Origin of the sequence: Xanthomonas axonopodis (genome assembly GCF_001304695.1) — a bacterium.
Taxonomy (GTDB): Bacteria; Pseudomonadota; Gammaproteobacteria; order Xanthomonadales; family Xanthomonadaceae; genus Xanthomonas; species Xanthomonas axonopodis.
On record NZ_JFAQ01000098.1, the window covers coordinates 22,583 to 43,621 of the forward strand.

Annotated in this window: 18 protein-coding genes, 1 other RNA gene and 5 pseudogenes; 7 read left to right on the forward strand and 17 right to left on the reverse strand. The window is 65.0% G+C overall.

Annotated elements, in window-relative coordinates:
* Positions 1–30: 30 nt before the first annotated feature.
* The 5 genes from XAXN_RS09870 to XAXN_RS09890 all read right to left on the reverse strand — a co-directional run bounded on the left by XAXN_RS09870 (position 31) and on the right by XAXN_RS09890 (position 2,712).
* On the reverse strand, positions 31–558 hold the full coding sequence (locus XAXN_RS09870; protein WP_054319414.1) for a F0F1 ATP synthase subunit delta: 528 nt from the start codon (positions 556–558) through the stop codon (positions 31–33).
* A gap of 3 nt (positions 559–561) precedes the next feature.
* The gene (locus XAXN_RS09875) at positions 562–1,032 is read right to left on the reverse strand and encodes a F0F1 ATP synthase subunit B (RefSeq protein WP_054319415.1); all 471 of its coding nucleotides are present in this window, start codon (positions 1,030–1,032) and stop codon (positions 562–564) included.
* A gap of 113 nt (positions 1,033–1,145) precedes the next feature.
* A complete protein-coding gene (gene atpE, locus XAXN_RS09880; protein WP_002814105.1) occupies positions 1,146–1,448 on the reverse strand; it encodes a F0F1 ATP synthase subunit C in 303 nt (100 codons plus the stop codon).
* A 72-nt stretch (positions 1,449–1,520) separates the two neighbouring features.
* The gene (gene atpB, locus XAXN_RS09885) at positions 1,521–2,321 is read right to left on the reverse strand and encodes a F0F1 ATP synthase subunit A (protein WP_054319416.1); all 801 of its coding nucleotides are present in this window, start codon (positions 2,319–2,321) and stop codon (positions 1,521–1,523) included.
* 25 nt (positions 2,322–2,346) lie between these two features.
* Positions 2,347–2,712 (reverse strand): hypothetical protein, encoded by a 366-nt coding sequence (locus tag XAXN_RS09890; RefSeq protein ID WP_134980377.1) that lies wholly within the window; start codon positions 2,710–2,712, stop codon positions 2,347–2,349.
* A 522-nt stretch (positions 2,713–3,234) separates the two neighbouring features.
* Between XAXN_RS09890 and XAXN_RS09895 the strand changes: the two genes are divergently transcribed.
* Positions 3,235–4,047 (forward strand): porin family protein, encoded by an 813-nt coding sequence (locus XAXN_RS09895; RefSeq protein WP_054319418.1) that lies wholly within the window; start codon positions 3,235–3,237, stop codon positions 4,045–4,047.
* A gap of 123 nt (positions 4,048–4,170) precedes the next feature.
* Here the strand turns inward: XAXN_RS09895 and XAXN_RS09900 are convergent, their stop codons facing one another.
* The 6 genes and pseudogenes from XAXN_RS09900 to XAXN_RS09925 all read right to left on the reverse strand — a co-directional run bounded on the left by XAXN_RS09900 (position 4,171) and on the right by XAXN_RS09925 (position 10,423).
* Positions 4,171–4,458: a hypothetical protein gene (locus XAXN_RS09900; protein WP_054319419.1), complete on the reverse strand. Its 288-nt coding sequence runs from the start codon at positions 4,456–4,458 to the stop codon at positions 4,171–4,173.
* 61 nt (positions 4,459–4,519) lie between these two features.
* A complete protein-coding gene (gene lpdA / locus XAXN_RS09905; RefSeq protein WP_054319420.1) occupies positions 4,520–6,343 on the reverse strand; it encodes a dihydrolipoyl dehydrogenase in 1,824 nt (607 codons plus the stop codon).
* Positions 6,344–6,359: 16 nt separating this feature from the next.
* Positions 6,360–7,007 carry a hypothetical protein gene (locus XAXN_RS09910; RefSeq protein ID WP_054319421.1) on the reverse strand — a complete coding sequence of 216 codons (648 nt, stop codon included), beginning with the start codon at positions 7,005–7,007 and terminating at the stop codon, positions 6,360–6,362.
* Positions 7,004–8,737 (reverse strand): dihydrolipoyllysine-residue acetyltransferase, encoded by a 1,734-nt coding sequence (locus tag XAXN_RS09915; protein ID WP_054319422.1) that lies wholly within the window; start codon positions 8,735–8,737, stop codon positions 7,004–7,006. The genes XAXN_RS09910 and XAXN_RS09915 overlap by 4 nt, the downstream gene beginning before the upstream one ends.
* Positions 8,738–8,868: 131 nt before the next feature.
* A pseudogene (locus XAXN_RS09920) lies at positions 8,869–9,651 on the reverse strand (DUF2884 family protein).
* A gap of 216 nt (positions 9,652–9,867) precedes the next feature.
* A pseudogene (locus XAXN_RS09925) lies at positions 9,868–10,423 on the reverse strand (DNA-deoxyinosine glycosylase).
* Positions 10,424–10,563: 140 nt separating this feature from the next.
* Between XAXN_RS09925 and XAXN_RS09930 the strand changes: the two are divergent.
* The gene (locus XAXN_RS09930) at positions 10,564–11,265 is read left to right on the forward strand and encodes an OmpW/AlkL family protein (RefSeq protein ID WP_054319423.1); all 702 of its coding nucleotides are present in this window, start codon (positions 10,564–10,566) and stop codon (positions 11,263–11,265) included.
* Between the two features lie 277 nt (positions 11,266–11,542).
* Here XAXN_RS09930 and XAXN_RS09935 read toward each other — a convergent pair whose 3' ends face one another.
* The gene (locus XAXN_RS09935; protein WP_054319424.1) at positions 11,543–12,100 is read right to left on the reverse strand and encodes a CcdC protein domain-containing protein; all 558 of its coding nucleotides are present in this window, start codon (positions 12,098–12,100) and stop codon (positions 11,543–11,545) included.
* A gap of 58 nt (positions 12,101–12,158) precedes the next feature.
* Between XAXN_RS09935 and xopAK the strand changes: the two genes are divergently transcribed.
* On the forward strand, positions 12,159–13,364 hold the full coding sequence (xopAK, locus tag XAXN_RS23665) for a XopAK family type III secretion system effector (protein WP_241148139.1): 1,206 nt from the start codon (positions 12,159–12,161) through the stop codon (positions 13,362–13,364).
* A 34-nt stretch (positions 13,365–13,398) separates the two neighbouring features.
* Here the strand turns inward: xopAK and XAXN_RS09950 are convergent, their stop codons facing one another.
* The 4 genes from XAXN_RS09950 to XAXN_RS09965 all read right to left on the reverse strand — a co-directional run bounded on the left by XAXN_RS09950 (position 13,399) and on the right by XAXN_RS09965 (position 17,074).
* Positions 13,399–14,199 (reverse strand): MetQ/NlpA family ABC transporter substrate-binding protein, encoded by an 801-nt coding sequence (locus XAXN_RS09950; protein WP_054319426.1) that lies wholly within the window; start codon positions 14,197–14,199, stop codon positions 13,399–13,401.
* Positions 14,200–14,344: 145 nt separating this feature from the next.
* Positions 14,345–15,040: a methionine ABC transporter permease gene (locus XAXN_RS09955; protein WP_054319427.1), complete on the reverse strand. Its 696-nt coding sequence runs from the start codon at positions 15,038–15,040 to the stop codon at positions 14,345–14,347.
* Complete coding sequence (locus tag XAXN_RS09960) at positions 15,037–16,044, reverse strand: methionine ABC transporter ATP-binding protein (RefSeq protein ID WP_054319428.1); 1,008 nt, start codon at positions 16,042–16,044, stop codon at positions 15,037–15,039. The genes XAXN_RS09955 and XAXN_RS09960 overlap by 4 nt, the downstream gene beginning before the upstream one ends.
* Before the next feature lie 133 nt (positions 16,045–16,177).
* Positions 16,178–17,074 (reverse strand): DMT family transporter, encoded by an 897-nt coding sequence (locus XAXN_RS09965; RefSeq protein ID WP_054319429.1) that lies wholly within the window; start codon positions 17,072–17,074, stop codon positions 16,178–16,180.
* A 107-nt stretch (positions 17,075–17,181) separates the two neighbouring features.
* Between XAXN_RS09965 and XAXN_RS09970 the strand changes: the two are divergent.
* The 4 genes and pseudogenes from XAXN_RS09970 to XAXN_RS09985 all read left to right on the forward strand — a co-directional run.
* Positions 17,182–17,666 (forward strand): annotated as a pseudogene (locus XAXN_RS09970) (YajQ family cyclic di-GMP-binding protein).
* Between the two features lie 146 nt (positions 17,667–17,812).
* A complete protein-coding gene (locus XAXN_RS09975) occupies positions 17,813–18,328 on the forward strand; it encodes a hypothetical protein (protein ID WP_054319430.1) in 516 nt (171 codons plus the stop codon).
* Positions 18,267–20,004: pseudogene (locus XAXN_RS09980) on the forward strand (ATP-binding response regulator). The gene XAXN_RS09975 and the pseudogene XAXN_RS09980 overlap by 62 nt, the downstream one beginning before the upstream one ends.
* A pseudogene (locus tag XAXN_RS09985) lies at positions 19,991–20,815 on the forward strand (alpha/beta hydrolase); the annotation flags it as partial. The pseudogenes XAXN_RS09980 and XAXN_RS09985, both read left to right, overlap by 14 nt.
* A gap of 121 nt (positions 20,816–20,936) precedes the next feature.
* On the opposite strand, the gene XAXN_RS21155 reads toward XAXN_RS09985, so the two are convergent.
* A non-coding RNA gene (locus XAXN_RS21155) (sX9 sRNA) lies at positions 20,937–21,012 on the reverse strand.
* Between the last annotated feature and the right edge of the window lie 27 nt (positions 21,013–21,039).

A 21,039-nucleotide genomic window follows, 5' to 3' on the forward strand; every position in this document is an offset into this window, starting at 1 on the left:
CGGCCGCGAGGGCCGTGCGTTTATGTGAATTCAGTGGACGAGCGAGCTTTGCAGACGCGCAAGCTTGCCCTTCAGCGAGCCGTCGATGACCACGTCGCCGGTGTCGATCACCGCGCCGCCGATCAGCGACGCATCGACTGCGGTGGTGATGTCCACGTCGCGGCCAAAGCGCTTCTTCAGCGCAGCAGCGATCGTGTCGAGTTCGGTCTGGCTCATTGCAGCGGCCGAGGTCACCGTCGCCTTGACGACATGTTCGGCCTCGGCACGCAGTTGTTCGTACACGCCTGCCACTTCCGGCAGCAGCGACAGCCGCTGCGCATCGGCAAGCACGCCGAGGAAACGCAGATAGTCCTCGCCCGCCTGCGGCGGGGCCAGCAGCGTCACTGCCTGTTCCTGGCCCAGGGCCGGGTTGAGCAGCAATGCGGCCACGCGCGGTTCGCCGGCCACCTGCGCCGAAAACGCCAGCGCATCGGACCAGAGCGCGAAGTTGCCGCCCTCACGCGCGATCGCAAACGCGGCACGGCCGTAGGGACGGGCAAGGGTGAGGGCCTGACTCATCGCTTAAATCTCCGCCGCCAGCTCGTCGAGCAGCGCTTTGTGGGCGTTGGCATCGATTTCGCGCTTGAGCAGCTTTTCTGCACCGCTGACGGCCAGCACCGAGACCTGCTTGCGCAGCTCCTCGCGGGCACGCGTGGCGGATGCGTCGATTTCGGCCTGCGCCAGATCCTTCTGACGGTTGGCTTCGGCAATTGCCTCCAGCTTGGCCGCTTCGATGATCTGGTTGGCGCGCGCATGGGCCTGATCGATGATCTCGTTGGCCTTGGTGCGTGCGTCCTTCAGTGCTTCATTGACCTTTTCCTGCGCCTGCGCCAGATCCTTCTGACTACGATCGGCCGCAGCAAGACCTTCAGCGATCTTCTGCTGACGCTCTTCGATCGCCTTCAACAACGGCGGCCAGATTTTGGACGCAACGATCCAGATCAGACCGGCGAAGGCCAGCGCCTGGGCAAAGATGGTAAGGGTGATATCCATGGGTCGCTCAATCGCTGTTTAGGGGTGAAAGCGCCACCGCGCGGCGGCGATTTCCGACCTTCATCCGCGGATGCAACCACCAAGGGCCCCATCCACATCCTGCTACCGCTGGATCAGCCGGCAGCCTGCGACAGACGCTCGATGAACACCTGGGCCAGCGGGTTGGCGAAGGCGAACAGCAGGCCGACAGCGACGCTGATGATGAACGCGGCGTCGATCAGGCCGGCGGTGATGAACATACGAACCTGCAGCACCGGGATCAGCTCCGGCTGGCGCGCAGCCGATTCCAGGAACTTGCCAGCCATGATGGCCAGACCGAGGCCGGCACCCAGCGCGGCCAGGCCGATCATGATGCCGACGGCGAGGACGGTGGAGCTCTGGACTTGAGCGAGGTTGGTCAGGACGGCGAGGTACATGGTGATCTCCGAACGAAAGTTTCTAAGGGTGATGGATGAAGCGGAATAAAGCAGATGAAGGGTGACGCAAACTCAGTGACTGTCTTCGGCCAGGCTCAAATACACGATCGACAGCATCATGAAAATGAAGGCCTGCAGCGGAATCACCAGCAGGTGGAACAGCATCCAGCCCAGGCCGAATGCGCCGCCAGCGACCATGCCGGCGATGCCCGCACCACCCAGCACCCAGATCAGCAGGAAGACGATCTCGCCGCCGAACATGTTGCCGAACAGTCGCATCGCAAGCGAAATCGGCTTGCTCAGCCACTCGACGGTGTTCAAGAGCAGGTTGAACGGCATCATCCACTTGCCGAACGGCGCCGTCAGGAATTCCTTGGTCATGCCGCCCACGCCCTTGGAGCGCAGGGAGAACACGATCATCAGGAAGAACACGCTGATCGACATGCCCAAGGTGGCGTTGACATCGGCGGTCGGCACCGGCTTCCAGGCGTGAACGCCGGCCCAGCCCAGCGGGATCGCGATGAAATCGGCCGGGATCATCTTGATGAGGTTCATCAACAGGATCCAGAAGAAGATGGTGATCGCGATCGGCGTCACCAGCTTGCTGCTGCCGTGGTAGGTGTCCTTGGCCTGGCGGTCGACGAACTCCAGGCAGATTTCCACGAATGCCTGCCACTTGCCCGGCACACCGGCCGTGGCATTGCGGGTTGCCGTCCAGAACGCGAAAACCATGGTCAGACCCATCAACACCGCCATGATCAGGGTGTCGAGGTGGATGGTCCAAAACGTGCCGCCACCATCGCGAATCGGAACGATCAGGTTCTGCAAGTGATGCTGGATATAGGAGGTAGGTGTTGCTGCCTCGCCCGCCATGTGTCCGGAGCCCTTTAAGTTCGAATCAACGTCTGGCCAGAGCCAGAACCTGAAAAATCAGCCCGATGGCGATACCCGCCAACAAGGCCAGAGGAGGCAGCCGCCATAGGCCGAAGCCCAACGCCAGCGCCACGAAAACCAACACCCACTTCAGCACCATCGCCAGGATCAGCCGCACCATGGCGATGCCCGCTGCCTGGATATCGCCACCTAGCGCGGTACGTGCCGCAACCCAACCGCCCAGCACTGTCGCAAATCCGGTCAATGCCAGGCCTGCAGCGTAACGGGGACCGACCAACAGCAACCCCAGACTGGTTATAGCTACGGCGGCAAGCGGATATACCGCAGCGCGCAGCATCAACCGCCGACCCGCGTCAACGGAGTTCAGCACTACGGTTACCTTACGTGTGAATGAGTGGGAAGCGCAGTTGCGCCTCGTCTAGCCGCGAAAGTATAGCAATGGGACAAATTGTGAGACAACCGGCAGAGGTCATCGCTTGCTGCGATGCACCACATGGCTGCCGCCGCAGCGGGTGGGAACTTTGCCACAAACTGGCGGTCAGAGCTTGCAAGGCCTGCACATCCTCGTCGAAAGGTACCGCCGCAGGCTGCGTCTAGGAGCCCTGGGAGACCGGGGCTCCTGCTTTTGAACGCATTTTGTCACACCCTGCGACCTTCCCATCGGCGGTCCAATCGATTCCTTGGCTTGCCTGGCCTCTAGGCGACCTTGGCAGTGACGCTGCACGCGTTCCATGACCTGACCAAAGGATTAGCAAAGCGGACCGTTTTGTCCGATTGCTATGGCCGCCTTCACGCTGATTGGACGGCCCCTTCACTTTTGAAAAACGCGCGCCTACCGACGATGCGCTGCAGAGGCCGAGCCGCCTGACCATTCCAAGAATTCGGAGCTCCCATGAAACACCTCCTCGCACTGGCGATCCCGTGCGTCCTGGCCGTCGCCTACGTCGCGCCCGCACACGCCGAAGACACCGATGACCGCTTCCAGCTCCGCATCGGCGCGATGAATGTCGACAACGACAACACTCTGCGCGGCAACACCCTGCTGGCTGGCAACAATGTCTCGGTCAACGAAGACTTCAAGCTGGGCGGCAAGGAATGGGAGCCGCGCGTGGATGGGGTGTTGCGCATCAGCACCCGTCAGCGCCTGATCTTCGACTACTTCAAGTACGACAAGGATCGCCGCGAGACCTTGAGCCAGGATCTGAGCGCCGATGGCGTGACCGTGCCGTCCGGCAGCTTCATCAAGGGTGAGCTGAAGTACCAGGTCGCCACTTTCGTGTACGACTACTCGGTGATCGATTCTCCGGAATTCAACCTGGGCCTGCAGATCGGTGCCGAATACGCCAAGGTCGAGGCCAATGCGTATGCCGACCTGGGTAGCGTGTTCACTGGCGAGGTCCTGGACGAAAGCGAAGACGGCGCTGCGCCGGTCGTGGGCATCCGCTTCACCGCGCGTCCGAGTGAACACTGGCTGTTCAACGTGCAGGGCCAGTACCTCAACACCAGTTGGGGCGACTTCGGCGACTACGACGGCGACCTGAGCCGCGCCAACGCCATTGCCGAATACCGCTTCACCAAGAACTTCGGCATTTCCGCCGGCTACGACTGGTTCAAGCTGGACGTGGACCGCGAGGGCAGCGACGGCCTGGTCGGCCTGAAGCAGGAGTTCAAGGGCCCGGTGGCAGGCGTGACGTTCGCGTTCTGATTCTTTCGGGACCCGGACCCGGGACCCAGAAAGCAGCCTCATGCAGAACCCCGCGGCGATGCGGGGTTCTGTCGTTTAACGGATGCGTGGCAACTAACCGACCCGGCAGCAGCGGACACACGCTCAGGGCGGCTTGGTCGCACCGGCCACCAACAGATGCTGGTGCGTGGTGCAGTAGCACTCGTCGTGCCAACCGTCGTGCGGATCGGTGCAGACCGCATGCTGCACCGTCGCCGGCAGCGACGCCACGTCGCTGCGCAAGTCGCGCTTCAGCGAGACGAACACCGAGCCCGGATGCGGCCAGTCGGTCCGCCGCGGCGGCTCGGCGATACGGTTGCCGCTGGCCAGTTCGCGCTGCAGCAGCGCCTGCAGTTCGGAACACAGATTGCCCTGCCCCATGACGACCTCCATGCGTCGAGTCACCATCGCGGCGACCGCGCCACACGTGGCGGCACGGTCGTGCGCAGCGGCGTCACTTCTTCTTGGGGATGTACAGATCGGTGATGGTGCCGTCATAGACCTCGGCGGCCATGCCGACCGACTCGCTCAGGGTCGGGTGCGCGTGGATGGTGTGGCCGATGTCTTCGGCTTCGGCACCCATCTCGATCGCCAGGCCAATTTCGGCCAGCAGATCGCCGGCATGCACGCCGACGATGGCGCCACCGATCACGCGATGGGTGTCTTCGTCGAAGATCAGCTTGGTGAAGCCCTCGGTGCGGCCGATGCCGATCGCGCGGCCGCTGGCGGCCCACGGGAACTTGGCGACGCCGACCTTCAGACCCTTGGCCTTGGCTTCGGTTTCGGTGACACCGACCCAGGCGATTTCCGGGTTGGTGTACGCCACCGACGGGATCACCCGCGCCACCCATTCCTTCTTCTCGCCGGCAGCCACTTCGGCGGCCAGCTTGCCTTCGTGGGTGGCCTTGTGCGCCAGCATCGGGTTACCGACGATATCGCCGATGGCGAAGATGTGCGGCACGTTGGTGCGCATCTGCCGGTCGACCGGGATGAAGCCGCGCTCGGTGATGGTGACGCCGGCCTTTTCCGCGCCGATTTTCTTGCCGTTCGGGCGACGGCCCACGGCGACCAGCACGCGATCGTACGCGGTGGCCTGCAGACCGGGCTTTTCGCCTTCCACAGCCGCTTCGAAGGACACGGTGATGCCGCTCTTGTCGGCGGTGACGTCGGTGGCCTTGGTCATGAGATGGACCTCCACGCCCTGCTTCTTCAGGCGGTCGGCCAGCGGCTTGACCAGGTCCTTGTCGGCGCCCGGCATCAGCTGGTCCATGAACTCGACCACGGTGACCTTGCTGCCGAGCGCGCTGTACACCGTGACCATTTCCAGGCCGATGATGCCGCCGCCGACCACCAACAGGGTCTTGGGAATGTCGTGCAACTCCAGCGCGTCTGTGGAGTCCATCACGCGCTTGTCGTCCCACGGGAAGTTGGGCAGCTTCACTGCCTGCGAGCCGGCGGCGATGATGCAGTGCTCGAAGCGGAGCAGCTGGGTCTTGCCGTCGGCGCCGACGATCTCCAGCTCGTGGGGCGAGACGAAGCTGGCCACGCCGGTCACGGTGCGCACCTTGCGCTGCTTGGCCATGCTGGCCAGGCCGCCAGTGAGCTTGCCGACCACTTTTTCCTTGTACTCGCGCAGCTTGTCCAGGGTGATCTTGGGCTGACCGAAGTCCACGCCGAAGTCGCCGGCATGGGCCACTTCGTCGATCACCGCGGCGGCGTGCAGCAGCGCCTTGGACGGAATGCAGCCGACGTTGAGGCAGACACCGCCCAGGCTGGCGTAGCGCTCGATCAGCACCGTGTCCAGGCCCAGGTCGGCCGCGCGGAACGCAGCGGTGTAGCCTCCGGGGCCGGCGCCGAGCACCACCATCTTGCATTCGATGTCGGCCGGCTTGCCGCTGGCCAGCGCCGGCTTGGGCGCGGCCGGCTCGGCCGGGGCACGGTGCGACGGCGTCACCGGCGGCTTGCTGCCCGGTGCGGCGGCAGGCGCTGCAGCGGCCGGGGCGGCCTTGGGTTCGGCCTTGGCCGGCGCGGCGGCCTCGCCTTCGGTTTCGAGGAGCAGCACGAGCGCACCTTCGGACAGGGTGTCGCCGACCTTGACCTTGAGTTCCTTGACCACACCAGCCGCCGAGGACGGCACTTCCAGCGTGGCCTTGTCCGATTCCAGCGTTACCAGGCCCTGGTCCTTGGCCACGCTGTCGCCGACGGCGACCAGCACTTCGATGACGGGGACATCGCTGTAATCGCCGATGTCGGGAACCTTGATTTCAATGACCGCCATTTGCTTCTCCTGTAGCTCAACCGGCCGTGCCGGCAAGCGTCTGCTGGAGTTCATCCAGCGACGATTCGATTTGGGTCCAGCGCTTGTCGCGCTTCTTTTCCTTGCCTTCGCTGGCTTCGATCAGCAGCGCGGCCTGTTTCAGCAGCAACTCGCCGGCACCGCAGCTGGGACGGGCGCCGCTGTAGCGCACGCCATCGACCTGGAACGAGAGCACTTCGCCCTCGCTCACCGGCGCAGTACGTCCGTTCGGTGCGAGCTGGGTCAGCGTGCTGGTCCAGTTGCTGACCAGGCGCTTGGCCAACGGTGCCGGAATCGGGATATCGACCGTTTCAGGCGTCTGCTCGGTGCGGAACTGCACACTGCCGCGATCGGTCTGGCTGACCCAGCTGTAGACGCGCTCGTCGGCGCGGCTATGCCGCAGGGTCCAGTCGGCGCCCTCCTTGCCCGGCACCAGCGACACCGCGCTCTCCACGCCACGCGTGGGCAGCGTCAGCAACGACAAGGCCGGCTTGGTGCCGCCATCCAGCAACGTGGTGACAGCAGTGCCGTAGTTGCCCACGGCCGGCGGCCAGCCGCGGCCGAGCGTGCTCTCGCATTCGCGTGCAGCAGCGCTTTTCCACGGCAGCACGCCGAGCGCGGCGATGGTCAGCAGCGCGGCCCTCACAGCAGGACGCGACGCATGTCGGCCAGCACCTGGCTGAGATAGGTGGTGAAACGGGCCGCCAAGGCGCCGTCGATGACGCGGTGGTCGTAGCTCAGCGACAACGGCAGCATCAGCTTCGGCGCGAAGTCCTTGCCGTTCCAGACCGGTTGCATCGCCGACTTGGATATGCCCAGGATCGCCACTTCCGGCGCATTGATGATCGGCGTGAACGCAGTGCCGCCGATGCCGCCGAGCGAGCTGATCGAGAAGCAGCCGCCGCTCATGTCGGCCGGGCCCAGCTTGCCGTCGCGCGCCTTCTTGGCCAGCTCGCCGCTTTCCTGCGCGATCTGCAACACGCCCTTCTTGTCGACATCGCGAATCACCGGTACCACCAGGCCGTTCGGCGTATCGGCGGCAAACCCGATGTGGAAGTACTTCTTCAGGGTGAGGTTCTCGCCGGCCGCATCCAGCGAGGCGTTGAACTCGGGGAACTTCTTTAGTGCCGCGGCGCTGGCCTTGATCAAGAACGCGAGCATGGTCAGCTTGATGCCAGCTTTCTCGTTTTCCTTGTTGAGCGCCACGCGTAGGGCTTCCAGGTCGGTGATGTCGGCCGACTCGAACTGGGTGACGTGCGGAATCATTGCCCAGTTGCGCGCCAGGTTGGCACCGGAAATCTTCTTGATGCGCGACAGCGGCTGGGTTTCGGTTTCGCCGAACTTGCTGAAGTCCACCTTCGGCCAGGCCAGCAGGTTCAGGCCATTGCCGCCACCGGCCGGCGCAGCACCGGCTGCGGCAGATGCACCGCCGCTGAGTGCGGCCTTCACAAAGCGCTGCACGTCCTCACGGGTAATGCGGCCGCCTTTTTCGCTGCCCTTGAGCTGATTCAGGTCCACGCCCAGCTCGCGTGCGAAAACGCGTACCACCGGGCTGGCATACGGCACCTTGGACGGCAACACGCTGTCGGCATCGAAGGTCACCGGCGGGCTGCTCGGCTTGCCCGCGGACGGCTGGCCACCCTGCGCTGCCTGCGTGCCGGCACCGGAACGCGCGCCCTGCACCTGCGCGATTTCGCGCTGGGCCAGCTTGTCCGGCTCGGCCGGGACGGCAACCGGCTCGACCTTGCCCGCGGTTTCGGCGGTGTCGGTGGTGGGCTTGGCCGGCGACTGCGCCGCACCGGTGCCGCCTTCGCTGGCGGCAATGATCGCCACCACATTGCCCTGCGACAGGGTGTCGCCGACCTTGACCTTGAGTTCCTTGACCACGCCGGCGGCCGAGGACGGGACTTCCATCGTGGCCTTGTCCGATTCCAGCGTGACCAGGCTCTGGTCCTTGGCGACGGTATCGCCCACGGCCACCAGCACTTCGATCACCGGGATGTCGGTGTAGTCGCCGATATCGGGCACGCGCGCTTCGATCAGGCCACCATTCGAGGCGGCGGCAGGCGCGGCAGGTTCGGCCTTGGCAGCCGATGCCGGGGCAGCGGCGGGCTTGGCGGTATCGGCGCCGGCATCGGCCACTTCGATCAACGCCACCAGCGCGCCTTGCGAAAGCGAATCGCCGACCTTGACCTTGATCTCCTTGACCACGCCAGCCACCGACGAAGGCACTTCCATGGTGGCCTTGTCCGATTCCAGCGTGACCAGGCTCTGGTCCTTGCTGACAGTATCGCCGACGGACACCAGCACCTCGATTACCGGGACGTCGCTGTAGTCACCGATATCGGGGACAAGTGCTTCCTTGATTTCGGCCATACGGGGGAACTCCGGCAACAGAATGGGGAAACCCCTATTGTGGCCGGCTGCGGGCCGCAGCGCCAACCATTGCCGTGCCAAAAAATCGCACGCCCGGCGGGATGCAGCGTCCGCATGAGCGCGTGCGCCGATCATTTCGCCGCGCGCCGATCGACCCGCAACAGTTGCAGTGGCTCGCCCGACGGCAAACGATACGCCAGCGCATTGTCCAGCCCGTCGAGCGCTTCCAGGCGCTAGCACAACTACTCCGCGCGTGGCCGCAGTGCGCGCGCTTGCGGCTCGACCAGGCGCTCGATGCGCGCCTCCATGCCGTCGAGCGAACGCAGCTGCACATCATTTCCGGTGATTGCGGACTGCACCGCACCGGCCACCACATCGCCGATCAGCTGCGGCAGCAACTCGGCGACCAGCGCACCGATGTCGTCGTCGATATCGATCGGGGTCAGCTGGCTTTTGCTGAAACTCTGCTTCAAGCGCACACTCTGCTTCAAGCGCACACCGATCTTCTCGCGCACGTCTGCCAACTGCGCGCGCGTGGCGTCCGGGCTGCGACTGAAGCCGGCGGCCACCTCGCCCAGAGCGGTGACTGCGATATCGGCCGCTTCGCGCCCGACTGCCTGCGCCAGCGGCACCGCGTCGCGGGTCTGGCGCTCGAACTGGATCAGGCGGGCGCGATCGTCAGCGCTCACTGCCACCCAGCGGTCGTCGACGAACAGGGCGCCCTGGCGCATCACCAGCCACTGCGGCGTGCCCGATTCGCGGATCAGGATCAGGCTGCGTGCGTTGAGCACGAGGTCGTAATCGCTGCTGACCTCGCAGTGCAGATTCGGGCCCTTGGCAGCGGCCACCCCGGCGCCGCTCAACAGACCGAACAGCGCGCCTGCTGCCACCGTGATTGCCTGTTTGATCGCCATCTCGCCACTCCGTTATGCGCTGGTTGCAGCACGCCTGCAACGCTGGCACGCAGCCCTGTGCCGGAGGCTACCATGACTTCTGGCCAATGGCCGCCACACACAGCGCGGGTGCCGACCGCGGTGCGGCAGCGTGCATCAACAATCGCGGAGCACCGCGACCACGGCGTGGTTCGCTGCGACGCTCGCATTCCACACTGACCTCGCGTTGCCCCCCGGCTAGTGCACGGCATCGCACAACGGCTGCCAGGCTGTCGCCAGCCGCGGCAGCGACCAGGCGGCATTGGCCGGGCTGGTGGACGGCAAGACGACGACAGGCAGCGCGCACAGCTCCGTCGGTAGCAGCGGCTGGACGTAGCGACGCCAGGCCTGCGCTGCCGCAGTGCCATTGCAGGCCACCATGCGCAGCTGCGGCAGCGTGGCCAGCAACGCAGGCAGCGGATTGACCACGATGCTCGCCGCCACGATGGACGTAACTTCCGCGCCGCTCGCATTGGCCGATGACATCCCATAACCCCACACGATGGTCGAGCAGCGCGTGCAAGCGCGCTGCATAGCTTGCGGCTGTATCAATGCCCAATAAGGCTTGCATCAATGGCCAGAAGCGATTGCGTGGGTGTGCGTAGTAGCGAGCCGCTTCCAACGACGCGACCCCCGGCATCGAACCAAGCAGCAACACCCTGCAATCACTGCGAATGTGCGCTGGCAGGCCTTGGCTGACGTGTTTTTTCGTCACGGCGATCGCATCTGCGTGAATGTCTTTTTCAGATTGCATGACGTAGCGACGGCCTTATTGGGGGAATACCTGAACAAACGAAATTTTAGCGGGGTGCAGGTGGGCGTGGATTCAGATTTTCAGGAATAGTTTTGGCGCGGCCCACTCCACGGGCCTAACAACAAGACGAGGAGACCCTCATGCGTTACATTTCCATCCTGAGCCTGGCTGCTGTATCTGCACTTGCGATTGCACCGTCTGCGTTCGCGCAAGACACCACCACTACCAGCGACACCTCCTCGGCGTCTTCCAGCGCGATGTCTTCCAGCGCGATGTCCAGCAGCGGCGACACCGCGTCGGGCAAGCATTGGGCCGTGGTCGGCGGCGTGGCGTTGCTGAACCCGAAGAACAACCCGGCTCCGGGCCTGGACGTCGATGGCGGTCCGGCACCGACGCTGAGCGCCAACTACTACATCAACGACAATTGGGCCCTTGAACTGTGGGGCGCCGCCGACAAGTTCAACCACCGCGTCACCGCCGATGGCGTGGGCAAGGTCGGTACCGTCGACCAGCAGCCGATCGCCATCAGCGGCCAGTATCACTTCGGCGAAGCCGACAACGTGTTCCGTCCGTTCGTGGGCGTGGGCTACTACGAATCGAACTTCAGCAACGAGAAGATCGATGCGGCGTCGACCACCGGCCAGCATGTGGGCCTGAGCACTGCCAAGGGCGTCATCGGCACCGTTGGTGTGGACATGAACATCAACTCCACCTGGTTCGCACGCGCCGACGCCCGCTACATGCGTTCGCGTCCGGAACTGCGCGTGGGCGGCCAGGGCACCGGCAGCGAGCTGGAACTGGATCCGTGGACCGTCGGCTTCGGCGTCGGCGCGCGCTTCTAAGCACGCCCCTCCCCGCCAGGGCGTTGATTGAAGAAAAACGGGCCAAAAGGCCCGTTTTTTTTTTCGCGGAGGGTGAGATGTGGAAGTTGCAGGCCGCTACGACCCAGATCTGAGGTGCGGTGTCAGCTCTCCACATGCAACTGCAAACAGCGGTGTGCCTACGTGTATCGGCTCTGCTTCATCGCTTCCAATACGTCTGTAACTCCGTGCACCTGCACGCGTCGACGCCCCGTTTGCATGTGTCGAACACGATCACCTGGCGCACTGTCATACGCACTTAGCGCCAATACACGCTGCCGCGCAGACGCGCGCTGCGCCAGCGCCACCACAGCAAGGTGGCATAGGCAAGCGCGTAACCGAGCAAGACGCCGGCAGCGCCGAGCAGGCTGGCATGACTGAGCCATCCTTCGGTTGGCCAGGCGACACCCTGCCAGGCGCTACGCCAGCCCTGCACCATCCCGGCGATCACCCGCACCACGACCAACGCGGTCAAGGCCAGCACCAGCCACAGGTTGGGCCGGTAAAACAGGCCTTGCGTGGTGCGTTCGAAGCGGGTCAGGCGCAGCGCCAACACCCCGAGCGCCAACCCGCAGGCCCAGCCGACTGCCGCGTGGCCGATCGCGCCGGGCCAGAACGCCGCCGCGATCAAGCTGAAGATTCCAAACAGCATGCTGGAGATGCCCGCCGACAACAGGTTGATCATCAGCAGCCAGCCGCGCGCCTGACGACGTGCAGTGCCCATGCGAAAGCGCTGCAGCAGCGACAACGGGAACACCACCACTAACACTGCCAGGGCAATGATGACGGCCAGCGGGATGGCAAGCAGCAAAGGCATTGAGTGGCTGTCGCAGAAAGATGGCTGATGACGCTACTACGCGGACGTGCAGCGGCGCGTGTTCGGCGCCATCGATGCCCCTCTGCAGCACCGCGAACGCACTCAGCTCGGGGGGAACGCGGCAGATTGGACCGCGCTGGAAAGGATCGAGCGCATCCTGCCGAAAATCGGCTACGACCACCTGCACATCAATTGGCACGCCAATGCAGCGCTGCGATCCGGGCGCCGTTTAGCAGGGACCGAACACCCGCCTGGCGAGCCGACACTGGATCGGTGGACTGTTGATCCCGGTACCGGCACGCCTCCAAGCGATCAAAGCCCGATGGGCGAAGACACAGGTCCTGCGGATCCATTTTCGTCGATGCAGAACACTTCGTTTTCCAGATCCATCGGTTCGGCAGCAGGCGGGGCTTCATGCAGGGGCGATGCGAGGATCCAGACGTGTATCGCGGACGGTCTTGACTCCATGAAGCCGGCTTCCATCAGACCCGACACATCCACCAGCACCGCTTACACCGCCGAGCCGCCGCCTTCGGCCACTCCAGCCGACGAGACTGCGGAATGGTCAGCGCCCCACCCCGACTGCCGGGGGTTGCCACGCCCAAGACCCAGAAAGCGTGTTGCCGACACTGCGGGCGATTCCGATGACGAACCGGCCTCCAGCAGTGCGCGCCCATCCGGCAGCGACGCATTCGCCATCCCGGACGGCTTTACCCGGGAGCAGATCCAGCCATTTCACGATCTGGAAAGACAATACGCCACGCTGTTCCAGACACCCCATATCCGCGCAGTCCGGTCTGCACGCGATATCCAAGCCGGCCGGACAATGGATGTGGACATGGACGAATGTGCCGTCATCAATCTCGCGCAGGACGGATTTGATTCGATCGGCACGCACGGTTTGTCTTCATGCGTGTGCATTTGTGCCAAAGGAACCAATCCTCGCGACCACGACATTCTGGGCCTGCTGCATTATTCCGGGATACAGGATGCACAGGATGCACAGGATGCGCTTTCCGAAATCCGCGACGATATGCGGGAAGAAGGCGTGCAGAACCCCGAGAGATTCCTGGTCGGCGGCATGATCTCCAACCAGGACGAGCTGGGCAGCTTCGAAATCGAGAGAGATCTGCTGGCGCTGCAGCGCCCCTTCAATATCGTCGGCGCCAAGCTTCACCCCAGCATGAGCGATCGCAATGGCGAGGAAAATGCCATCAACCTGGTCATGACGGCCAATGGCATCTACTACTACAAGTCGTGGTAAGGACGCCTCGGAGCGCAGGCGCCGCGGCCTGCGCTCAAAACGCCGGCAGCACCGCGCCCTTGTACCTCTGCTCGATAAAGGCTTTCACTTCCGGGCTGGTCAGCGCCTTGGCCAGCTTCTGCACGCGCGCATCGTCCTTGTTGTCGGCGCGCGCCACCAGGAAGTTGACGTACGGCGAATCCTTGCTTTCGATCGCCAGCGCATCGCGGGTGGGATTGAGCCCGGCGTCGAGCGCGTAGTTGGTGTTGATCAGCGCCAGATCGACCTGGTCCAGGACGCGCGGCAGCATGGCCGAATCGAGTTCGCGAAATTTGAGTTGCTTGGGGTTTTCGACGATGTCGCGCTGGCTGGACAGCGCGTTGCTCGGGTCCTTGAGTTTGATCACCCCGGCCTTGTCGAGCAGGGTCAGCGCGCGGCTATTGTTACTCGGGTCGTTGGGGATCACCACGTCGGCACCGGTAGGCAGTTCGGCCAGCGCCTTGAAGCGGCGCGAATAGGCACCGAACGGCTCGATATGCACGCCCACGACGGTGACCAGCTGGCTCTTGCGGTCGCGGTTGTACGCATCCAGATAGGGCTCGGTCTGGAAGTAGTTGACGTCGATCTGCTTCTGTACGACTTGGTCGTTGGGCTGCACGTAGTCGTTGAACACCCGCACATCGAGCTTGACGCCCTGCTTGGCCAGCAGCGGTTCGACCACTTCCAGGATTTCGGCATGCGGCACGGCCGTGGCGGCCACGGTCAGGGTGTCGCCGCCGCTGCTGCCATCGCCACCACAGGACGCCAATGCGAGCGTGGCTGCCGCCAGGAGGGAACGAAACGCGAATGTGCTCATATAGGGATCCGTGGGAGGAGGAATGCGGGCCTGACGCAGACCCTCAACCTACCAGACGCCGCGCGTGGCAGCGATGCACCGCGCGGTACGGACGGGGCGATGCAGCGGTTGGGTCACACGCGCGCCCCAACAGCCGCGCGCCGGCTCAACGCCGGCTGTAATGCGCCACCAGGCGGTCGCCCAGCATCTGCAGCACCTGCACCAGCACCAGCAGGGCGATCACGGTGATCAGTGCCACGTCCGAGTGCGAGCGCAGGTAGCCCTCGCGATAGGCCACATCGCCCAGGCCGCCGGAACCGATCGCACCGCCCATCGCGGTGAAGCCGATCAGCGCGATGGTGGTCACGGTGGCGCCGGCGATCAGGCCGGGGCGCGCTTCGGGCAACAGCACCCGTAGCACCAGCTGCCGGGTGGTGGCGCCCATCGCCTGGCTGGCTTCGATGATCCCGCGATCGACCTCGCGCAGCGCGGTTTCCACCAGGCGTGCGTAGAACGGTGCGGCGCCGACCACCAGCGGCAGGATCGCGCCACGCACGCCGAGCGAGGTGCCCATCAGCATCAACGTCAGCGGGATCATTGCGATCATCAAAATGATGAAGGGCACCGAGCGCAACAGATTGATCAGCGCCGCCAGCGCGCCGTACAGCACCGGGCGACGGCGCAACTGCGGCGCCCCGCACAGGAACAGCGCAACGCCCAGCGGCAGGCCGGTCAGCAATGTCAGCGGCAACGCGCCGGCCAGCATCAGCAAGGTATCGAGGGTGGCCTGGCCGATATCGCCCCACTTGGCGGCATCGAGATTACGGAAGAAACCGCCCGCAGCGGCAACGATCGGATTCATACGCGCAGATCCTCCACCTGCACGCCGGCGGCGACGAAACCGGCGCGTGCGGCGTTCTGGTCGCCGCCGGTCAGGGCGACGATGAGCTGGCCGTAGGGCGTGTCCTTGATGCGATCCACCCGCCCGGCCAGGATGTTGTAGTCCGCCCCGGTTTCGCGGGCGATGCGGCCCAACACAGGTTCGTAAGTGCCGTTGCCCAGGAAGGTCAGCCGCACGATGCGCCCGCCGACCGCGGCAAAATCGCGATGCAGCTCGGCTTCGTCCACATGCTCGGCTTCGGAAACGAAGCGCCGGGTGGTGGCGTGCTTGGGGTGCAGGAAGACCTCGGTCACCGGGCCGGTTTCCACCAGCTTGCCGGCGTCCAGCACCGCCACGCAGTCGCAGACGCGGCGGATCACGTCCATCTCGTGGGTGATCAGCACGATGGTCAGGCCGAGCTCGCGGTTGATCTGCGCCAGCAGCTGCAGCACCGAGGCGGTGGTCTGCGGATCCAGCGCGCTGGTGGCTTCGTCGCACAGCAGGATCTGCGGCCGGGTGGCCAGCGCGCGCGCAATGCCCACGCGCTGTTTCTGCCCACCGGACAGTTGCGCCGGATACTTGTTGGCATGCTCCTGCAGCCCCACCCGGGCCAGCAACTCGGCCACGCGCGCATCGATCTCGGCGCGCGGCGTGCCGGCCAGTTCCAGCGGGAAAGCCACGTTGCCGGCCACGGTGCGCGAGGACAGCAGGTTGAAGTGCTGGAAAATCATGCCGATACGGCGGCGCAGGGCGCGCAGGCCCTGGCTGTCCAATGCTGTGACGTCCTCGTCGCCGATCATCAGGCGCCCGCCGCTGGGCTCTTCCAGCCGATTGATCAGCCGGATCAGCGTGGATTTGCCGGCGCCGGAATGACCGATGATGCCGAACACCTCGCCGGGGCCGATCCGCAGATCGAGCGGATGCAGCGCCACGATCTGGCGACCGTCGACGGAATAGGACTTGTGCAGGCGCTGAAACTGGATCACCGCGCGTGGCCGGTTGGGAGGTCGTGAAGCCTAACAGTCAATGTTTGCGGCCGGGAGTCGGGATTGGGGATTCGCAAAAGCCACGGCGGCTCCGCTGTTGCCAATCCCAAATCCCGAATCCCGAATCCCGTCCTCACGGCCGTTCAAGCGGCAACGGCCTGTCAGCCTGGCGTATCCGCTCCCGGCGCAACAAATACAGCCCGCTGGCGATGATGATGCCGGCGCCGGTCCAGGTCCAGCTGTCGGGCAGGGTCTGCCACAGCAGCCAGTCCCAGCCGATCACCCAGACCAGACCGGTGTATTCCAGCGGGGCGATCATCGAGGCCTCGCCGCGCATGAAGGCCTGGGTCAGCGCGACCTGACCCAGCGCACCGGCCAGGCCCATGCCGGCAATCAGCCCAGCGTGCCCGGCCTGCAGCGGCACCCAGCCGGGAATGGCCATCATCCCGGCGCCGATCGCCATGAACAGCAGAAACCACACCACCATTGCCTGCGGGGTGTCGGTGCGGGTCAGCAGGCTCACGGTGATCGCCGCAACGGCATAGGCGGTGGCGGCCAGCAACACCATCAGCCCCGGCAACGAGATCAGCCCGTCCACGCCCGGGCTCAACACCACGATCACCCCGAGCAGGCCAATGCCAATGGCGGTCCAGCGGCGCGGGCCGACATGCTCGCCCAGCAGCGGCACCGACAACGCAGCTACCAGCAGCGGCGCCACGAAATACAGCGTGTAGGCGGTGGACAACGGCATGCGTTTGATACCAAAGACGAAGCAGCCGATCATCACCATGCCCAGTACCCCGCGCAGCAGATGCAGGCCCCAGCGCACCGGCACGATCGCGCGCGGCCCGGCGGTGGCGAACACCCACACCAGCACGAACGGCAACGAGGCGGCGCCGCGCAACAAGGTGACCTGCAGCGGCGGGTAATGCGCCGAGAGCAGCTTCATTCCCGCGTCCATCAGCGAGAAACAGGCCGCGGCGGCCACCATCCAGGCGATGGCGGGAAGCGGAGAGCGGGGAGTGGGCATGCGCGCATTATCGCCGCGGCACAGGCACGCCCGCCAATGCCCGCATGACGGCCGGCGCGGCACGATGGCCTAGAATGGCGGCTGTTTTTCAATTGCAGGAGCTTTGCATGCCTTCCTTCGACGTTGTGTCCGAAGTGGACAAGCACGAACTGACCAATGCGGTGGATCAGGCCAACCGCGAGCTGGACACGCGTTTTGATTTCAAAGGGTCGAGGCCAAGTTCGAGCTGGAAGACGGCAAGGTGATCACCCAGTCCGCGCCCAGCGATTTCCAGGTCAAGCAGATGACCGACATCCTGCGCGCGCGGCTGCTGGCGCGCGGCATCGACATCCGCTGCCTGGAATTTGGCGATGTGGAAACCAACCTGGCCGGCGCGCGGCAGAAGGTGACCATCAAGCAAGGCATCGAGCAGAAGCAGGCCAAGCAGCTGGTGGCCAAGTTGAAGGAAGCCAAGCTCAAGGTCGAAGCGCAGATCAATGGCGACAAGCTGCGCGTCACCGGGAAGAAGCGCGACGACCTGCAGGACGCGATCGCGCTATTGAAAAAAGCCGACTTCGAACTGCCGCTGCAGTTCGACAACTTCCGCGATTGAGTGCGGCTGGGTGATCGCAACGATCGGGACGGCGCTGCGCGTGCGTGCAATGCAGTCGGGTGAGCCGCAATGGCGCGCGCGGCGTGCGCGCCGCAGGCGGGGCGGTTGCGCCCCTTACCTCGCCGCACTGGCCTAAGCCTGCGAGCATGCGCGGCCTGTTCGCCAGCCTGTTGCAACGCCTGCGCATGCACGGGCCGGCCAACGCAGCGGGCGAACATGCCCGGCACGCCGCCGCCCATGCGCAACCACGCATCGAGGCCGGCTCGACGCTGCACACCATGGCCGGCCTGGATCCGGTGGCGGCAGCGGCGTTTGCCGATGCCTTCCTGGTGGAGATCGAACAGGCCATCGCCACCTGCACGCTCGGCGATGCGGGCACACCGCAGGCCCAGGCCCTGCAACAGATCCATTCGTTGAAAAACACCATTTCGCTGACCGGCTCGCAGCAGTTGCTGAAAGCCTGCGACCAGTTGCGCGACGCCGCAAGCCACGGCGCGCTGGGCGAGACGCTTGCGCAGCGTTTCACCGCGGTGGCGAACGCGGCTGGCCTGCTGGTCAAGCAGTACCGGCGTACCCTCCCCTCCGACGATCCAGACCCTGATGCGTCGCACTCCCAATCGCGCAGCGCCCGGCCTGATCCTGGCCGCCAGGCAATTGCGTAACGACAGACTGGTGCGGCTGTTCGAGTCGTTCCTGGAATATCGCGCCTGCGTCGGCCGCGTGATCGTGCAGACCATCGTGACCGCGTGGTGCCTGGGCTGACTGTTACGGGCCGCAACCGGTGCTGGTGGCCGACGCGCACCACGTCTTTTCCACTGCGCTGAGCCTGTGGGTGCTGTCGGTGGCGTGGATGCTGCTGGTACGCCGCCGGATCATTCCGCCCAGCGAATGGCTCGATGCGATGGGCTTTGCGATGAACCTGCTGTTCATCGGCATCCAGACCTACCTGGCCTTCATCCTGCTGATGTCGTTGAACGCGTTTTTGCCGTTCATCACCATTGCTGCGGTGGCGCGTTATGGGCAGCGCGCGACATTTCCGGTGTTGCTCAGCACCTTCGTGCTGATGCTGATGACCGCACCGTCAGGCTACTGGCTGTCGCGTCCGGCGTATTTCGTCTATGCCGTGGCGCTGATCATCGTGCTGCCGTTGCTGGTGGCGCGGATCGTGCTTGCGATGCAGGAAGTGGCACTGCAGGCGCTGACCTCGCGCGATGCGCAAAGCCGTTTCATCAGCACCATGAGCCACGAATTGCGCACGCCGCTGAATGCGGTGATCAACTGCGCCCAGTTGATCGAAACCGAACACATGCCGGCACAGCAACGCGAGCTATTGCAATCGGTGACCGTCAATGCGACCGCGCTGCGTCATCGTGTCAACGAGGTGCTGGACGTGGCCAGCATCGATGGCGGACGCCTGCAGCTGCATCGCAAGCCGTTGAACCTGCTGGACGTGATCACCACGGTGAAAGCGGTCTGCGCCACCGCGGCGTCCAGCAAGGGCGTCACGCTCGATGTGCGTGTCGATCGCCCGCAAACACCGCACGTGATGGGCGACGAAGGCCGCATCGAACAGGTGATCAGCAACCTGGTGATCAACGCGATCAAGTTCACCCCGGCCGGCGGCACGGTGGATCTGCTGATCGACGCGACCCAGGTGCAGGAGCGCTGGAGCATCGCGGTGACCGTCACCGACACCGGCATTGGCGTACCGGACGATCAGAAGGCCTACATCTTCACTCCGTTCACTCAGCTCAGTACCGGCTTCAGTCGGGCCGAAGGCGGCGTGGGCCTGGGGCTGTACAGCGCGCTGTCGGTCTCCGATGCGATGGGCGGCAGCCTCACCGTGAGCGACAACCCTGCCGGTGGCAGCATCTTCCGCTGGATCTTCGAACTGCCCGGCGCCGCAGCCGGCAGCAACACGCTCGCGCTGCGCGATGCGTTGGCCCGGCACGCACAGAGCGTGCCCTCCCTGCATTGCCTGGTCTTTGAAGACATGGATACCAATCGTCTGGTGATCGGCAATCTGCTGACCCGCGCCGGGCATCGGGTGAGCTTCCAGATCGATGGTACCGATACGGTGCAGCGCATCCGCGAGGCTGCGCCGGACCTGGTGTTCCTGGATCTGCACATGCCCGGTACATCCGGCTGGGATGCGCTGCGCGAAGCGCGCGATGCGATGTCGGCGCTGCCGCCGATCATCGTGCTGACCGCCGACACGCGAACCGATTCGATGCGCGATGCCAGCGCGGCGGGCGTGGCCGGCTATCTACCCAAGCCCATCAATGCGCACGAATTGCTGGCATTGCTCGCCCAGCACGCCAACCATGCACGCCCCTGAACTCAAGCCGGGCAACGCCGCACGCGTCTACTGGCACCATGCCGCACACGCCGGCAGGCCGCTGGTGGTGCTGTACCTGCACGGCTTCAGCGCCAGCCCCGGCGAAGCGGGCGCGCTACCCGAACAGATGGCCGATGCGCTGGCCGCCAACGGCTACGTGCATCGCTGGCCCGGGCACGGACTTGCCGCCGCCGATGCGATGCAGGGGCTCACGCTGGCAGTGTTGCAGTCCTCGGCGCTGGAGGCACTGGCCCAGGCGCAACGCATTGGCCAGCGGGTTGCGATTGTCGGCTCGTCGATGGGCGCCACACTGGGCTTGTGGCTGGCCGCGCAGCGCCCGGACGCGGTGGCCGGCGTGGTCGCTTGGTCGCCCGGCATTCGGGCCGCCGATCCGGCATCGCTCGAGCAGGTCTGCGCCACGCAGGCGCCGTTGATCGACCCGCGCACGCGCACGCCTGCCGCGCGCGCGTTCTGGTCGGAGACGATCCATCCGGATGGATTTCGCGCCTTGCATGACCTGTTCGAGCGCATCGCCGCCGACCCGCCGTGGCCGCGCGTGCACTGCCCGGTGTTTCTGGGCTATTACCGCGCTGCCGATGGCCGCGAAGACGGCATCGCCTCGGTGCCGGCGATGCTGCAGATGTTTGCAGCGCTGGGCACTTCACCGGCACACAAGCAGGCGCTGGCCTTCGACACCGGCGCGCATGCGATCGGGTCGACGCACAAGACGCCGTTGGCCGGCGCCGTTGCGCAGGCGTCCATCGCGTTCTTGCAGGCACAGCTTCATGCTGTGCCGCATGGCGGGGATGGGGGAGCGCGGCGGGTCTGCGCGTGGGGTGGAAGAACCCTGCCGCCTTGCTGGCAGCGTCGTGATGTTGCCCGCTAGCGCCCGCTGCTGCCCGCAACCTGTCGCGCGGCTTGCTACTTAGAGTGGCTAACAAAACGTAGCGAGCGGTCGTCAGGTGGGCGTGGACGGCGCACAGGAACCGGAGTGTACGAGGGGTACATGAGGATTCCGAGCACCGGCCGCGCCCG

What these genes read in the sequence shown, in the direction of transcription:
- XAXN_RS09870 (WP_054319414.1), bottom strand. Translation starts at nt 558, where the DNA reads ATGAGTCAGGCCCTCACCCTTGCCCGTCCCTACGGCCGTGCCGCGTTT.
- XAXN_RS09875 (WP_054319415.1), bottom strand. Translation starts at nt 1,032, where the DNA reads ATGGATATCACCCTTACCATCTTTGCCCAGGCGCTGGCCTTCGCCGGT.
- atpE (WP_002814105.1), bottom strand. Translation starts at nt 1,448, where the DNA reads ATGTACCTCGCCGTCCTGACCAACCTCGCTCAAGTCCAGAGCTCCACC.
- atpB (WP_054319416.1), bottom strand. Translation starts at nt 2,321, where the DNA reads ATGGCGGGCGAGGCAGCAACACCTACCTCCTATATCCAGCATCACTTG.
- XAXN_RS09895 (WP_054319418.1), top strand. Translation starts at nt 3,235, where the DNA reads ATGAAACACCTCCTCGCACTGGCGATCCCGTGCGTCCTGGCCGTCGCC.
- XAXN_RS09900 (WP_054319419.1), bottom strand. Translation starts at nt 4,458, where the DNA reads ATGGAGGTCGTCATGGGGCAGGGCAATCTGTGTTCCGAACTGCAGGCG.
- lpdA (WP_054319420.1), bottom strand. Translation starts at nt 6,343, where the DNA reads ATGGCGGTCATTGAAATCAAGGTTCCCGACATCGGCGATTACAGCGAT.
- XAXN_RS09915 (WP_054319422.1), bottom strand. Translation starts at nt 8,737, where the DNA reads ATGGCCGAAATCAAGGAAGCACTTGTCCCCGATATCGGTGACTACAGC.
- XAXN_RS09930 (WP_054319423.1), top strand. Translation starts at nt 10,564, where the DNA reads ATGCGTTACATTTCCATCCTGAGCCTGGCTGCTGTATCTGCACTTGCG.
- XAXN_RS09935 (WP_054319424.1), bottom strand. Translation starts at nt 12,100, where the DNA reads ATGCCTTTGCTGCTTGCCATCCCGCTGGCCGTCATCATTGCCCTGGCA.
- XAXN_RS09950 (WP_054319426.1), bottom strand. Translation starts at nt 14,199, where the DNA reads ATGAGCACATTCGCGTTTCGTTCCCTCCTGGCGGCAGCCACGCTCGCA.
- XAXN_RS09955 (WP_054319427.1), bottom strand. Translation starts at nt 15,040, where the DNA reads ATGAATCCGATCGTTGCCGCTGCGGGCGGTTTCTTCCGTAATCTCGAT.
- XAXN_RS09965 (WP_054319429.1), bottom strand. Translation starts at nt 17,074, where the DNA reads ATGCCCACTCCCCGCTCTCCGCTTCCCGCCATCGCCTGGATGGTGGCC.
- XAXN_RS09975 (WP_054319430.1), top strand. Translation starts at nt 17,813, where the DNA reads ATGCGCGGCCTGTTCGCCAGCCTGTTGCAACGCCTGCGCATGCACGGG.